The following is a 14446-nucleotide window of genomic DNA, read 5'->3' on the forward strand; positions in this document are numbered from 1 at the left end:
TTTTTTTAAAAGATATTATCCTTTTGAGTAACATCTAAATCTGCATAAGAAAAGTTCTTTTTCAACAGATAGGCCTATTTAGGATTTAAAATTTACTTTCCTTTATCCTCTTTCGATTTGATCAAATGGAAAAATAAACTCAAATACCTAGTGTTTTGTAACCATTGAATATAAAGCGAATTTCATGCCATTTATTAATATCCATCTTAAAATATTTAAAAACATTAAAAATTCATATTTTTATTAGATACTTAAAAACGTTTGAACTATATAAATAAAAGTAACTTTTTGCCAAATATTATATTCATATAAGTTAATCATCTAATACCTTAAATGCACAAATAAAATACATTAAAAATTAATTATGATCCACATTAGATCAAGCCTAACTTACAGATACTTTTAAAACAATCTATTGATTAATAATAAAAATATAATTTAACCATGTAATGATAAATATTATAACATTACATATTAAAAGGCTCTAAAACGATACATTTTTATTTAATAAGCATGTGAAGAGTCCAGTAATGTATATTTTTTATACAAATAAATTTGAAACTTTTCGCCAACATGAAAAAATTTTCCAAATGGAAAATTTATTTTTATATCAAAAAAGCTAAAGCATCATACTCAAGCATAATAAAATCAATATTTATCAATATTTTGCATAAACTAAAAAAAGAAAAATATATAGTTGGCACTTGCTTTGCTTAAAAACTTTCCAGCAATATCGCTAACGACAACAAAAAGGGATCAAGTCCACGATGAAAAAAAAATACAATGTTCGATCTCAGGCAACCCCCAAGATTGGCAAAACAATTCTTAAATTAAGCACCCTTAGTTTAAGCATGATGTGTCTTACCATGGCACAAGCAGCAGAAACCGAACAATCAAGTACCGATGAAAAACCAACAAAAGTCGTAAAAGTTGCCGTTACAGGTTCTTCAATTAAAGGGGTTGCGGCACAAAGTGCTTCGCCAATTACCATTATTAAAGGCGAAGATCTCGCAAATGCTGGCGTTACTACAGTTGAAGAAGCATTAACCCGTGTAAGTTCAAATCAGGCAGGTTTTTCAACTGACCAGAATGTGGGTGCCAGTAATACCGATGGTTCTACTGCTAACCTTCGGGGTTTAGGTAGTGATAAAACACTCGTTTTACTTAATGGACGACGCCTCGCAGCGAACCCTTTTGGTACTTCCACTGTAAACCTAAATATTATTCCTTTAGCAATGATTGATCGTATTGAAGTTTTACGTGATGGTGCCTCAGCAGTTTATGGTGCTGATGCTGTTGCAGGGGTTATTAATTTCATTACAAAAAAAACATATCAAGGTGTAGGTATTAGCGCAGGTTTATTACAACCAGAACACAAAGGTGGTGATAAACAAGATATTTCTATCTTTGGTGGCTACGGCGACTTAGATGAAGATGGTTTTAATATTTTCGGTGTTGTAGATTATCGTCGTACTAACGGCATTATGGCGAAAGACCGAAGAATTTCTGAACGTGGAGGAGTATTACCAGAACTCGGTCTTGATGGACGCTCTGCTAATGCCTTTACCTCAAATTTTTATGACCCTATATCTGGAGTTTCAGGAAATCCCTATGCTCAAAATGGTCAATGTTTGGGTCCCGCAGAGTCAGCAGAAGAAGGATTCTGTTATGCAAATACTCAAGCTTTGATAGGTATCAAACCAGATGTAGAAAACGTTTCTGTTTTAGGACGTGGTACATTCAAAGTTAACGATAATTTAAATGCTATTGGTGAATATATTTATTCACGTATTGAAGTTATCACTTCTGTTGCCCCTGACCCATTTAGCCGCAGTAATCTGTCAACTCGCGTCACCCTTCCAAGTGATAGTCCATATTATCCAGGCAATGGTATTGTTCCTAGCGTTAAAGGGTTAAGTGGTGCTCCCCTTGAACTCTATTTACGATCACATGCAGGAAACCGTATAGCTAAATCAATTAATGAATCACATCGGCTTTTTGCAGGTTTGGAAGGTGACGTATGGGGCTGGGATTTAAACACAGGTGTTACCTATGCAAAAAGTGAAGCCTCAGATAATTTCGTTACTGGTCAATTAAATAAGACTAAATTACAAGATGCATTAAATAACGGAACATTAAACCCATTTGGTGAAAGTAGTGATCCTAATATCTGGAATAATTTATCAGTTAAAGGGAAATATAATGAAGCAACTTTAGAATCCACTACTGCTGACTTCAGTATTAGCCGCCCTATTTTTACTTTACCTGCTGGTGAGGTTGGTTTTGCTTTAGGAGGCAGCTTTACTAATCAAGATTGGAAACAACATATTAATGCAGATTTAGTCCGTCAAGCTCCTAGTAGTGGTACAGACCCTAGTAAACCTGATAATTCCGGTGACCGAGACATTACCTCTGCATTTGCTGAATTACAAATACCTATAACCAAAACGATCGAAGCACAACTTGCAGCCCGTTACGATGACTATAGTGACTTTGGCGATACTTTTAATCCTAAATTCGCGATCCGTTGGGAACCATTAAAACAACTCATGTTCCGTACTTCATATAGCACAGGTTTCCGTGCACCAAGCCTATATGAGATTAATGCTGCTCAAAGCAAAACTTATACTGGTGCAAAATATAATGACCCACTTTATTGCCCAGGCGGTGAGGTCGTAGAAGGGAAAAATAAAAATGACTTTTGTAATACTCAATTTATGAAATTACAGGGAGGCTCAAAAGATTTACAACCAGAAGAATCAAAATCATTTACTGCCGGCTTTGTTTTTGAACCAATTAAAAATCTTGTACTAACGGTTGACTATTTCAATATTAAAATTGACGACCTAATTGCTCAGGTGGGAGAAGCCACCATCTTTGGGGAACCTGAAAAATACTCTGCTCTTTTTGTAAGAAATGCTGATGGTACTATCGACTATATAAAAACCAACTTATTCAACTCTGGTGGCATGAAAACAGAAGGTTTTGATATTAGCCTAAATTATTTAACTCCAATGACATCCACTGGCCGTTTTGGCTTTGGAATTGATGGGACTTATGTATCCAAACTAGATTATCGCGACTCAAAAGGTGAGCCATGGACAGGACAGGTTGGTCTATATGAGGACCCTGCTGTCGTCCGATGGAAACACACGGCTAATATTAACTGGGCATATGAAAATTGGAAATTAGTTTTTGAACAACAGTTTGTACGTGGTTACGATGATCAAAATCAGATAGGTGAAGAACAATATGATCATCACAAAGTTAGTGATTATACCCTCTATAATATTTCTGGTACCTATAAAGGCTTTAAAAATCTAGAAGTTACAGCAGGTATTAAGAATATCTTTGATGAAGACCCATCTGCTTCAAACGTTTTAGATAATTTCCAATACGGATATGACCCTCGGTATGGTGACCCAACAGGACGTACATACTATTTACGTGGTACATACAAGTTCTAAGTGGTTATTTTGCAAACACGACTTTAGAGATCGTGTTTGCAGACCGAATACTCATCCTTAGCCAAACATTAATTTAAAAATTGTTTGTCTACAGTTTCAGGAGTAACTATGGGCATGACTTTTACAGACATAGAAAATAAATCTGCCAAACGCCTAATTGGTATTGCTGCAGTCATTTTTCTGCATCTTCTTGTTGCCTATATTCTGATGTCAGGTTTAGCAAACAATATTCAAAAACCAGCAGAAAAACCTGTGGAATTACAAATTATTCAGGATATTAAGTCACCTCCTCCACCAAAGCCGGAAGAGCCGAAACCAAAGGAAAAACCACCTGAGCCACCAAAAATGGTCGAAAAAGTTGCCAAGGTTCCTGAGCCACCAAAAGAAGTAGAGAAAGTAGCAACACCAGTACAAAAAACGACGCCAGTAGCTCAACCGACTAAAGTCGCTACTCCGGCTCCTGCTGCACCTAGTACTCCTTCTCCGAGCCCTGTTGCTGCACCCGCTCCAGTGGCAGCGGCTGCACCAGCACCTAAACCCGCTGGTGTAACTCGTGGTGTTTCAGAAGGCTCTGCGGGCTGTGAAAAACCGGAATATCCACGCGAAGCACTCATGAACGAAGAGCAAGGAACGGTGCGTATACGTGTTTTGGTTGATACATCCGGCAAAGTCATTGATGCCAAAGTAAAAAAATCGAGTGGCAGCAAAATTTTAGATAAAGCAGCAACTAAAGCCTACAGCTTATGTACGTTCAAACCAGCAATGAAAGATGGCGTGCCTCAGCAAGACTGGTATGAAATTGAATATCCATTCGTAATTGAATAAACAATTGAATTAGCAAGAAATTAAAAAATATTGGAGATATATGATGAAAAAATCAACTCAACCACTAGTACATTTCGCTTCTGCAAGTTTAATCGCAGCTTGCTCGTTACTTCCATTAAGCTCAGTTTTCGCAGAAGAAACGAGCAATGCTCCTGTGGCAACAGCAACTACTGAAGCTACTTCAAATACAACTACTCCAACTCCACCACCAAAGCCTGCAACAAGTGAAACTGTTAAAAATCCATATGGTCTAGAAGCCCTTTGGCGTGAAGGTGACTTAGTCGCTAAGTCTACCTTATTTATTTTAGTACTCATGTCGATTGGTACTTGGTACATCATCATCTCTAAATTATTACAACAAGGTAAAGTCAAACGCCAAGGTAAAGAAGCTGAAAAACATTTCTGGGAGGCAACTTCGCTTGATAATGCTGCAGAAGGTTTAGAACAAAGTAGCGCATACCGTTTTATTGCAGAAAAAGGCATTAACTCGACTAAATCACACGGCGGCTCTCTACTTGAACGCATTGACTTTAATACTTGGGTGAGCATTTCAATACAACGTGCGATTGAAAAAGTACAAAACCATTTAGGCGGCGGTCTCGCTTTTTTAGCAACAGTTGGCTCTACAGCACCTTTCGTAGGTCTTTTCGGAACAGTATGGGGAATTTATCACGCTTTAACTGCAATCGGGATTTCAGGTCAGGCATCTATTGATAAAGTTGCAGGCCCAGTTGGTGAAGCTCTCATTATGACAGCTATTGGTCTTGCAGTCGCAGTACCGGCTGTATTGGGTTACAACTGGTTGACTCGTCGTAATAAAGCAGTGATGGAAAATGTTCGTTCATTTGGTTCAGATCTACATGCAGTTTTATTAAGCGGAGAAATTAATACCAACAATTCAATTAATCGCAGCATTAAATAATCAGGAGCAGACATTATGGGTATGAGTGTTGGTTCTGAAGATGATGAAGAAATGATTGGAACGATTAACACGACACCTCTCGTAGATGTCATGTTGGTTTTACTTATTATTTTTCTTATTACTATTCCGGTAGTTACGCATACAGTTCCGGTGAAACTACCAGAAGAAAAAAATACTCCGTACGCGACCACGCCTGAAAATATTCAACTTTCAGTTAATAAGAAAGGCGATATTTTCTGGAACGAGAGTTATGTACCGAATAAAGAAATATTGTTAGCAAAATTACAAGCTGTGGCACAAAAAAGACCGCAGCCGGAGGTACATATTCGAGGAGATCAGCTTACCCATTTTGAAGCGATAGATCAGGTCATTAGTACGACTAAACAAGCTGGTATTGGCAAAATTGCCTTTGTTACTACCCCTCCAGCTTCCCCGTAATGATTTTAAGGAGAATTTTATGGGTATGAATGTTGGCTCAAATAATGATGACGATGTAATGCTAGAGGTGAACATGACACCGCTAATTGATGTCATGCTGGTACTCATCATTATGTTTATTATTACTATACCTGCACCAAACAATGCGATTAATATTAATTTGCCAAATGGCACACCGCCACCAACAAATGAAAAGCCACCTGAAGTCATTGATGTAAGAATTGATGCAGCAGGCAAAGTATTTTGGAATAACCAACAGGTTTCTGACCGCAAGGCACTAGAGACTTTATTTCAAGGTGTTGTCGCCAAAAAAGATCAAGACCAAATCAAACTTAAACCAGACCAAATGGCTGAATATAAAAATGTAGCGATGGTCATGGCTACGGCACAGCGTTTAGGTGTAACTAAAATTGGGATTGTGAGTAGTAATTAATATCGCTTTTAACTTTAGTTAATTCCATTTCCTTCAACGCTAACTTGAATTCTCAGTTAGCGTTTTTTAAAAAGAAATACCCAACTCTAAAATAATATCACCACATTCATCATATTCCCCAGTTTCTATAAAATTCATTTTTTTATAAAGTTTTCCAGCAATATTATTAGAAGATTTATACATCGTTCGGATTCGTTTAGCCCCTTTTGAAGCCATTTCATCAATTACCATTTGCAACGCTAAGGTACCATAACCTTTAGCTTGATGATCTTTGCCAATCATAAATCGAAACAACCAAAATAATGTCTCATCAGGGGGATCAATTTCCACACAATACATTAAGAACCCAACCACCTCATCATTAAAACAGATCACTCTTGGGCAATAGTGTTCCTCGACTTTAGACTCAGCAATAGAATATACATTTGGTGCGACGTAGTCCTTTTGAGATTCATCTAATGATAATTTTGCGCATAGAAGCCAATTCTCACGATCGAGATTGTTTAAGTTAATCAAACTTGAAATCCTTTATTTATAAATTCACGCCTTATCTATAAGCACAAAATATACCGAAAATAAAAAGCCTCCGAAGAGGCTTTTTTTTATAACAGGTTAAAATTAGTCACCTGTATAACCTTTTAATTTTAAACGAGCCGCATGTAGTAATGGCTCAGTATAACCAGAAGGCTGTTCACAACCTTTAAAGATAAGGTCTGAAGCTGCTTGGAAAGCAATATTAGTTTCAAAGTTAGCTGCCATTGGTTTATACAATGGATCATTCGCATTTTGTTCATCAACAATTTTTGCCATGCGTTTAAGCACTTCTTCAACTTGTTCACGAGTCACGATACCGTGACGTAACCAGTTGGCAACATGTTGAGAAGAAATACGTAATGTTGCACGGTCTTCCATTAAGCCCACGTTGTTAATATCAGGAACTTTTGAACAACCTACACCTAAGTCAACCCAACGCACAACGTAACCTAAAATACCTTGGCAGTTATTTTCGAGCTCGTTATTAATTTCTTCTGCTGACCAGTTTGTATCAGTTGCAAATGGAGGAGTTAACAAGTCATCTAATGACAACATTTCTTCAGCTTTTAACTGATCTTGACGTGCTTTTACATTTACTTGGTGGTAATGCATCGCATGAAGTACAGCACCAGTTGGTGATGGAACCCAAGCACATGAAGCACCAGCATTTGGATGAGCAGCTTTAGTTGCCAACATATCTTTCATGCTATCTGGTTTTGGCCACATGCCTTTACCAATCTGTGCTTTACCTTGTAAACCACATTTCAAACCGATTGCAACGTTACGATTTTCGTAAGCAGCAATCCATTTTTGTGTTTTAACAGCTTCTTTACGAACAACTGGTGCAGCTTCCATAGAGGTATGGATTTCGTCACCCGTACGGTCCATGAACCCAGTGTTAATAAAGATTGTGCGATCTTTAGCAGCAGCAATACAGTTTTTCAGGTTTACAGATGTACGGCGTTCTTCATCCATAATACCGATTTTTAAAGACTTCGCTGGTAATCCTAGGGCTTGCTCAGCACGCTCAAATAACTCAACAGCAAAAGCAACTTCTTCAGGACCATGCATTTTTGGTTTAACAATATACATAGACCCTTTACGAGAGTTTTTATTTTCGTTTTCACTACGGATGTCAGCAATTGATAACAATGGTGTTACCAACGCATCCATAATACCTTCGAAAATTTCTTCACCATCAACTAAAATCGCTGGATTCGTCATTAAATGACCTACGTTACGAAGTAACATAAGTGAACGACCATGAAGTTTTGTTGTGCCACCGATCAAATTTTTAATTTCACGGTCTTTGTTCAAAGCGCGAACAATTGTTTTACCATTTTTTTCGATAGATTCTTGAAGAGTACCCTTCATCAAACCTAACCAGTTACGATAACCTTCAACTTTTTCTTCTGCATCAACAGCTGCTACAGAGTCTTCAAGATCCTGAATTGTTGTAACCGCAGCTTCAAGTGTTAGATCTTTAACACCCGCTAAATCAGTTTGGCCAATTGGGCTATTCGCATCAATTTCAATAATGACATGTAAGCCATTACTCAAAAGAACAACTTCTGAAGGGTTCGCTTCTTCACCATTGAAACCCACAAACTGAGCTTCATGAGCTAAGCCAGTTTTAGTACCATCTTTTAAAGTCACAACCAGTTTATTCTGCTCGATTGCATATTTAGTTGCATCAGCATGTGAGCCTTGCGCAAGCGGGAAAATTTCATTTAAGAAGTTTTTAGCAAACTCAATAACTTTCGCACCACGTACAGGGTTATATCCTTTTCCTTTTTCTGCACCGCCTTCTTCTGAAATTACATCGAAGCCGTAAAGTGCATCATATAAAGAACCCCAACGCGCATTTGCTGCATTTAAGCAATAACGTGCATTACGTACAGGTACTACTAATTGTGGACCTGCTAACAATGCAATTTCTTCATCTACGTTTTCAGTAGTAATTTGGAAGTCTTCAACTTCTGGTAATAAATAACCAATTTCAGTTAAAAATGCTTTGTAAGCACCTAATTCAAATTTATTGTTGCGGTGCCATTCATCAATTTTTGCTTGTAATTCATCACGCTTAGCCAATAATGCTTTATTCTTTGGACTAAGGTCGACAACAACTTGCTCAAAGTTCTTCCAGTAAGTTTCACTATCTAAACCAGAACCTGGTAAAGCTTCATTTTCGATAAAATCGTAAAGTTCTTTAGCAATCGCTAACTTGCCTTTTTGAATACGTGCAGTCATTGTCTTTCCTGAAGTTGCTACTTTTTATACCAAGAGAATCCTAGTATACCGATTTAAATTAAGCTGAATACTAATATCACATTCCTAAATAGTAAGCATTTTCCCTTGCATAACTATTGACAAAGATAAATTTTTCTATATAGGAAAATATTAAAATTCCAACTAGGATTCCCAACAATTTATTCAATATTTAAAGATACTGAAACTAGACTTTTTGTTAACAAACAAAAAAATTTCACTATCTTGTTTTTTCTAAAGCGTATTTAGTTATATCAAACTTTGCACAATGAAAAAGTACTATTTCGCTAAATTTACCTTTTTTTGTTGTAAAAAAAGCGCTCAATTTAGAGCGCTCTTCATATCTGACTTCTTAAGAAGTTTTAGTCGCATCAATATGTCGATGTTCAGAATGCAAATACTCATCTGACTGCATTTCTAATAAACGTGAACGAGTACGCTCAATTTCAAAAGCCAATTTCTCGCCTTGATAGATATCAATAATACTATCTTGAGAGGTTAAAAGTAGTTTGACTCCACGATCATAAAATTCATCGACTAGATAAATAAAACGACGTGTGCCTTCAGACAAGAAGTCTGTTAAGTGAGGAACATTACTAACTAAAACCGTATTATAAATATTGGCAATTTCAATAAAGTCTGCTGGACTACGGGGCTTTAAGCAAAGTTCAGAAAACTCACACCATAAAACATCTTCCGTATGCCCTAGGGTTTCAACAACACGGTTATTGATCACAATCGGTTCATGAGAATTTGTTTGAGTATGAGTTAAAGCAGTATAACGCTCTGATATCCAGCTTTGAGCTTCATTACCTAATGGTGATTTAAACAATTGAGCCTGTTTTAAAACACGTAAACGGTAATCCACCCCTGCATCTACATTTAAAACGACACAGTTCTTTTTAACCATTTCAATTGTAGGAATAAAACGATCACGGTGAATCCCGTTTTTATATAAACCGTCTGGTGCAATGTTTGAAGTTGCAATGAGCGTTACACCACGAACAAATAACTTTTGGAATAAGTCACTCAAAATCATTGCATCAGTTACGTTCGAGACAAAAAACTCATCGAAACAAATAACGACAGCATCTTTATAAATTTGATCAGCTACGATATCGAGTGGATTACGTTGACCCGAAAGTTTATTTAACTCTTTATGAACATGTTGCATAAAGTGATGAAAATGCATACGTGTTTTACGGCGAAATGGTACAGACTCATAAAATTGGTCCATAAGCCAAGTTTTGCCACGTCCTACACCGCCCCACATATATACACCTTTTGGAGAAGTTTGGCGGCGGAAACGACGGAAAGCTTTTTTAGAAGCCTTATAACGATTTAAAAGTTCTTTCCATACACGATCTAATTCTTGCACTGCCTGTGCTTGTGCCTCATCTGCCATAAACTGGCCTGAAGCCAATGCCTCAGCATAGCGCTCTGCTGGGGAAGACGGAGTAAATGCAGTACTATGAGAAGATTTTAAATTTAACATATCATTTTATTTCAATTTTAACTGAAGAGAGTATAGCGAACATTTTGTCCGACCACATTAGCTTTTAGCATCAAGAGTTACACTCAGTAAAACTCTTTTCCATATTGCCGAGGACTCTGTCCAAACCATCTTTTAAATGCATGATTAAAAGCGGCAGGTTCAGAATAACCAAGTGCTTCTGCAATAACTTCTATTGAATACTCTTTATATTCCATAAGTTTAAGCGCCTTATTCTTAATAATCTGTTCACGAATTTGTTTATAACTCGTATTAAGCTGCTGCAATTGATGCCTTAATGTCCTTTCAGGCATTTTCAAAGCAAAAGCGGTTTCCGCCATGCTCGGGATAATTCCTTGTTGTAGCTCTAAATAATCTTGCACATATTGAATAATAGGCGGTATTTGATGATCTTGTTCATTTAATCTTTCTATTTCTTTAATACATTTAGCCTCATAGATACGATGAGTAATAATATCTGCTGAAGGAATTTTTATTTCCAGCACATTCTTACTTAGGCTAAATGCTGCATGTGTAGAATTAAAATGTAGATCATCTCCATAATATGCGTAATATTGAGCAACGGTATCTGGATCAGAGGGTTTCGGAAATGGTAAATCTATACGCATATCAGGCATTTTTAAGCCCATCATGGTATAAATATCCTGAATAAACTTATAAGTACCCGAAATTTCGCATTGGGCACGGAGTAAACCGATTTCTGTTTTTAAATCGACCGGTAAATAGTTCAAAATGATGTGTTTTTCAGTTTCTTGTAAGCTCAAAGTACCAAATAAATGAGTAAGCTTTTGATACTGTATGCCTTTTTCTAACGCCGTTTGTATGTCATGACTGGTCACAAGTAACATGAGTAAAGGACCATAACCTGCCAATGCGTAATGTTGTCCAATAAATAATCCTTTCTCTGGGTCAACATTCTCACTAATAATTTGCTGTATATCCCATTCCAAACTGTCATGAATTGTTGAGCTTGGGTCCAAGGAATCTACTTTAATACCTATATCTGCCAAACGTGAGTCGACATCAATGCCCGCATTGCGCATTCCTTGAATTAAATAGATTAAACCAAGTGCCGATCGTTTCATTCTTTTATCAATTTCCCTAGACTGAAATGTTTTACTATAAAGAAGTGATAAAATTAATTGCCGAATCTATCAATTTTCACGTCGATACAATCATGTTTAAACTGTTTAAAAAACGTTAGTCTTGCCTGCAATCCTCTTTACCGCATATGCAGGGTTTCCAATGCTAAACGCAAAACAACATGCTATTCAAAAAACTAAAATCGCAATTATTGGTGCTGGATTCGGTGGCCTTGCCATGGCTATTCGTCTGTTACAAAGCCAACAATCAGATTTTTTTATTTTAGAAAAATCTAATGATGTCGGTGGAACTTGGCGTGAAAACCGCTATCCAGGAGCTGCGTGTGATGTTCAATCACATATGTACTCTTTGTCTTTTGCACCTAAAACTGACTGGTCAAAACGTTATGCAGAAGCTCCTGAAATTTTCGATTATATCCAAGATATAACCAATCAATATCAAATTAAAAACTACTGTAAGTTTAACCATGAGGTTACTCATGTACAGTATGATGAAGTGCGCCATATATGGACACTAGATTTTGCAAACCAACCTTCTCTCGAAGCACAATTTGTAGTTTTTGCATCAGGTCCGCTACATATTCCACAAATCCCTCATATTCAAGGTATTGAAAAGTTCAAGGGTAAAGTTTTTCACTCTTCCCGATGGGAACATGACTACAGTCTAGAAGGTAAATCAGTTGCTTCCATTGGTACTGGTGGTAGTGCAATTCAATATATTCCAGAAATCGCAAAAGACGTTAAGCAATTATATGTATTCCAACGTACAGCAGCTTGGGTTATCCCACGAGATGAGCGTAAATACTCTAATTTGAGCAAAGCTCTATTTAAAAAATCAAACTTCTATCGACAAATTCATCGTAGTCGCCTTTATTGGAGTAATGAATCTCGCGTTGTTCCTATAGTTCAGCCGCAAATCATGAAATATGGGCAAAAATTAGCTGAGGCATTTATACGTTTCCAAGTTAAAGATAAAGGTTTAGCCAAGAAACTTACACCAGACTTTGTGATGGGCTGTAAACGCATTCTTATTTCAAATAAATACTTCCCTACTTTTAACCGTAAAAATGTTGAATTAGTGACCGAGGGTATTCAAGAAATTAAAGAGAACAGTATTATTACAAAGGATGGAAAAGAAAGACCAATTGACTGTTTAATCTATGGAACTGGTTTTGTTACCGATCCACGTATTTATTTAAAACATTTTACATGTATTGGTCGCAATCAAATTGAATTGAAACAGGCTTGGAAAAACGGTGCAGAAAGTTATTATGGAATTATGACCAAGAATTTTCCTAACCTATTTCAACTGGTCGGGCCAAATACCGTTTTAGGTCATAATTCGATTATATTTATGATTGAGTCACAAGTTAATTATATTTTACAGCTTATTGATCTAGTTGAAAAATCTGGACAGCACGCTATAGAAGTTAAACCGGAAGTTCAGGATTCCTTCAATGAAAGAATACAAACACAACTTCAAGGTACTGTATGGCAAGCTGGCGGATGTAGCAGCTGGTATCAAGCTGCCGATGGAAAGAACTTTTCTTTATGGCCAACTTATACATGGAAATATTGGCTAGACACTCGTAAAGTTAATCCTAAAGATTATTTGTTATTAAATAAATGCTCACAGAGCTATGCAGCATAATATGTTCAATAGAGGTGGTCCCACATGTTTGAACAACTAAAAGCTTATTTATAAGTGATACTCTGCTCTAGTTAAGCTACCTTATTTTGTTGTGGTAGCTGGTCATAGTAAAACTCATCTGGAGTCATTTTGTCCAGACTCGAATGAGGTCGTTTCAAATTATAAAATTCAAAATATGCGTTTAATTGCTTCTTCGCATCCAAAACATTGCTGTAGGCTTTGAGATACACCTCTTCATATTTAACGCTCCGCCATAATCGTTCAACCATCACATTATCAACCCATCGACCTTTACCATCCATGCTGATTTGGATGTCATTTGATTTCAATACATCAATAAATGCATCACTGGTAAACTGACTGCCTTGGTCTGTATTAAATATTTCAGGTCGACCATATTTTTCAATAGCTTCATTTAATGTTTCTATGCAAAATGTAACCTCCATACTAATCGATACTCTATGCGCAAGTACCTTGCGGCTATGCCAATCAATCACAGCACATAAATAAACAAAGCCTTTTGCCATAGGGATATACGTTATATCCGTAGACCACACTTGATTACTGCGCTGAATAGCCAATCCTTTGAGCAGATATGGATATTTGCGGTGAGCTTGATTAGCCTGGCTTAAATTTGGTTTGCAATATAACGCATTAATGCCCATTTTCTTCATTAAAGTACGTGTATGACGTCGTCCTATATGATGTCCTTGACGATTCAACAAATCACGCATCATACGGCTACCTGCAAAAGGGTATTGCATATGTAACTCATCCATACACCGCATCAGCTTCAGATCTGATGCACTCACAGGTTTTGGGCGATAGTAATAACAACCACGGGAGACTTTCAGCAGCTGAGCTTGCTTAGATACTGAAATCTGAAGTGAGTCATCGATTAACTTTTGTGGTTGAAGCGGCCCAGTTTCTTCAACACACCTTCTAAAAAATCAATTTCTAATGCCTGCTCACCGATTTTTGCATGTAGTTTTTTTAGATCGATGGGTGGTTCTGTTGGAGCTTTTGATTGATCGAAAGCTTGCGAGGAAGCTGAAATCAGTTGATTTTTCCAGTCGATAATTTGGTTTTGATGAACATCAAATTCAGCACTCAATTCAGCAAGTGTTTTTTCTGCTTTAATCGCAGCAAGTGCTACCTTAGCTTTAAAATCATTTGAATGATTTCTTCTTGGTCTACGTGCCATAAAATACTCCATATATTGATGTTTATAACATCATTTGGGGAGCAAAATATCACTTATAAGTGTTGTTCAAATTTCCTGATCCACCTCT

Annotated in this window: 11 protein-coding genes and 1 pseudogene; 7 read left to right on the forward strand and 5 right to left on the reverse strand. The window is 36.9% G+C overall.

Annotated features, from left to right (window positions below; genetic code table 11):
* Window positions 1-154 precede the first annotated feature (154 nt).
* The 6 genes and pseudogenes from MKL36_RS05365 to MKL36_RS05390 form a co-directional block, all read left to right on the forward strand.
* A pseudogene (locus MKL36_RS05365) lies at window positions 155-247 on the forward strand (hypothetical protein); the annotation flags it as partial.
* 520 nt (window positions 248-767) lie between these two features.
* Window positions 768-3467: a TonB-dependent receptor gene (locus tag MKL36_RS05370; RefSeq protein WP_021510823.1), complete on the forward strand. Its 2700-nt coding sequence runs from the start codon at window positions 768-770 to the stop codon at window positions 3465-3467.
* A gap of 108 nt (window positions 3468-3575) precedes the next feature.
* Complete coding sequence (locus tag MKL36_RS05375; protein WP_021510824.1) at window positions 3576-4292, forward strand: energy transducer TonB; 717 nt, start codon at window positions 3576-3578, stop codon at window positions 4290-4292.
* A gap of 40 nt (window positions 4293-4332) precedes the next feature.
* Entirely contained in the window at window positions 4333-5214 is an 882-nt protein-coding gene (locus MKL36_RS05380) for a MotA/TolQ/ExbB proton channel family protein (RefSeq protein WP_002009183.1), read from the forward strand.
* Between the two features lie 15 nt (window positions 5215-5229).
* Window positions 5230-5652: an ExbD/TolR family protein gene (locus MKL36_RS05385; RefSeq protein WP_000525864.1), complete on the forward strand. Its 423-nt coding sequence runs from the start codon at window positions 5230-5232 to the stop codon at window positions 5650-5652.
* Between the two features lie 19 nt (window positions 5653-5671).
* Window positions 5672-6085, forward strand: a complete 414-nt coding sequence (locus tag MKL36_RS05390; RefSeq protein WP_000525670.1) for an ExbD/TolR family protein — start codon at window positions 5672-5674, stop codon at window positions 6083-6085.
* Between the two features lie 66 nt (window positions 6086-6151).
* Here the strand turns inward: MKL36_RS05390 and MKL36_RS05395 are convergent, their stop codons facing one another.
* The 4 genes from MKL36_RS05395 to MKL36_RS05410 all read right to left on the reverse strand — a co-directional run bounded on the left by MKL36_RS05395 (window position 6152) and on the right by MKL36_RS05410 (window position 11485).
* Window positions 6152-6601, reverse strand: coding sequence for a GNAT family N-acetyltransferase (locus MKL36_RS05395; RefSeq protein ID WP_021510825.1), 450 nt, complete (start codon window positions 6599-6601; stop codon window positions 6152-6154).
* 102 nt (window positions 6602-6703) lie between these two features.
* Window positions 6704-8869, reverse strand: coding sequence for a malate synthase G (locus MKL36_RS05400; RefSeq protein WP_000126961.1), 2166 nt, complete (start codon window positions 8867-8869; stop codon window positions 6704-6706).
* A 370-nt stretch (window positions 8870-9239) separates the two neighbouring features.
* Window positions 9240-10382: a cell division protein ZapE gene (zapE, locus tag MKL36_RS05405; protein ID WP_000933387.1), complete on the reverse strand. Its 1143-nt coding sequence runs from the start codon at window positions 10380-10382 to the stop codon at window positions 9240-9242.
* An 83-nt stretch (window positions 10383-10465) separates the two neighbouring features.
* Window positions 10466-11485, reverse strand: a complete 1020-nt coding sequence (locus tag MKL36_RS05410) for a helix-turn-helix domain-containing protein (RefSeq protein ID WP_000830348.1) — start codon at window positions 11483-11485, stop codon at window positions 10466-10468.
* Window positions 11486-11606: 121 nt separating this feature from the next.
* Between MKL36_RS05410 and MKL36_RS05415 the strand changes: the two genes are divergently transcribed.
* A complete protein-coding gene (locus MKL36_RS05415; RefSeq protein ID WP_086374123.1) occupies window positions 11607-13154 on the forward strand; it encodes a flavin-containing monooxygenase in 1548 nt (515 codons plus the stop codon).
* A 71-nt stretch (window positions 13155-13225) separates the two neighbouring features.
* Here MKL36_RS05415 and MKL36_RS05420 read toward each other — a convergent pair.
* Window positions 13226-14370, reverse strand: a protein-coding gene (locus MKL36_RS05420) for an IS3 family transposase (RefSeq protein WP_085944219.1) whose coding sequence is annotated in 2 segments (ribosomal slippage) — window positions 13226-14106 and window positions 14106-14370 — 1146 coding nt in all. Because the reading frame shifts where the segments join, the coding sequence is not laid out codon by codon here.
* Between the last annotated feature and the right edge of the window lie 76 nt (window positions 14371-14446).

Origin of the sequence: Acinetobacter sp. AOR12_HL, from assembly GCF_027855275.1 — a bacterium.
GTDB lineage: Bacteria > Pseudomonadota > Gammaproteobacteria > Pseudomonadales > Moraxellaceae > Acinetobacter > Acinetobacter baumannii.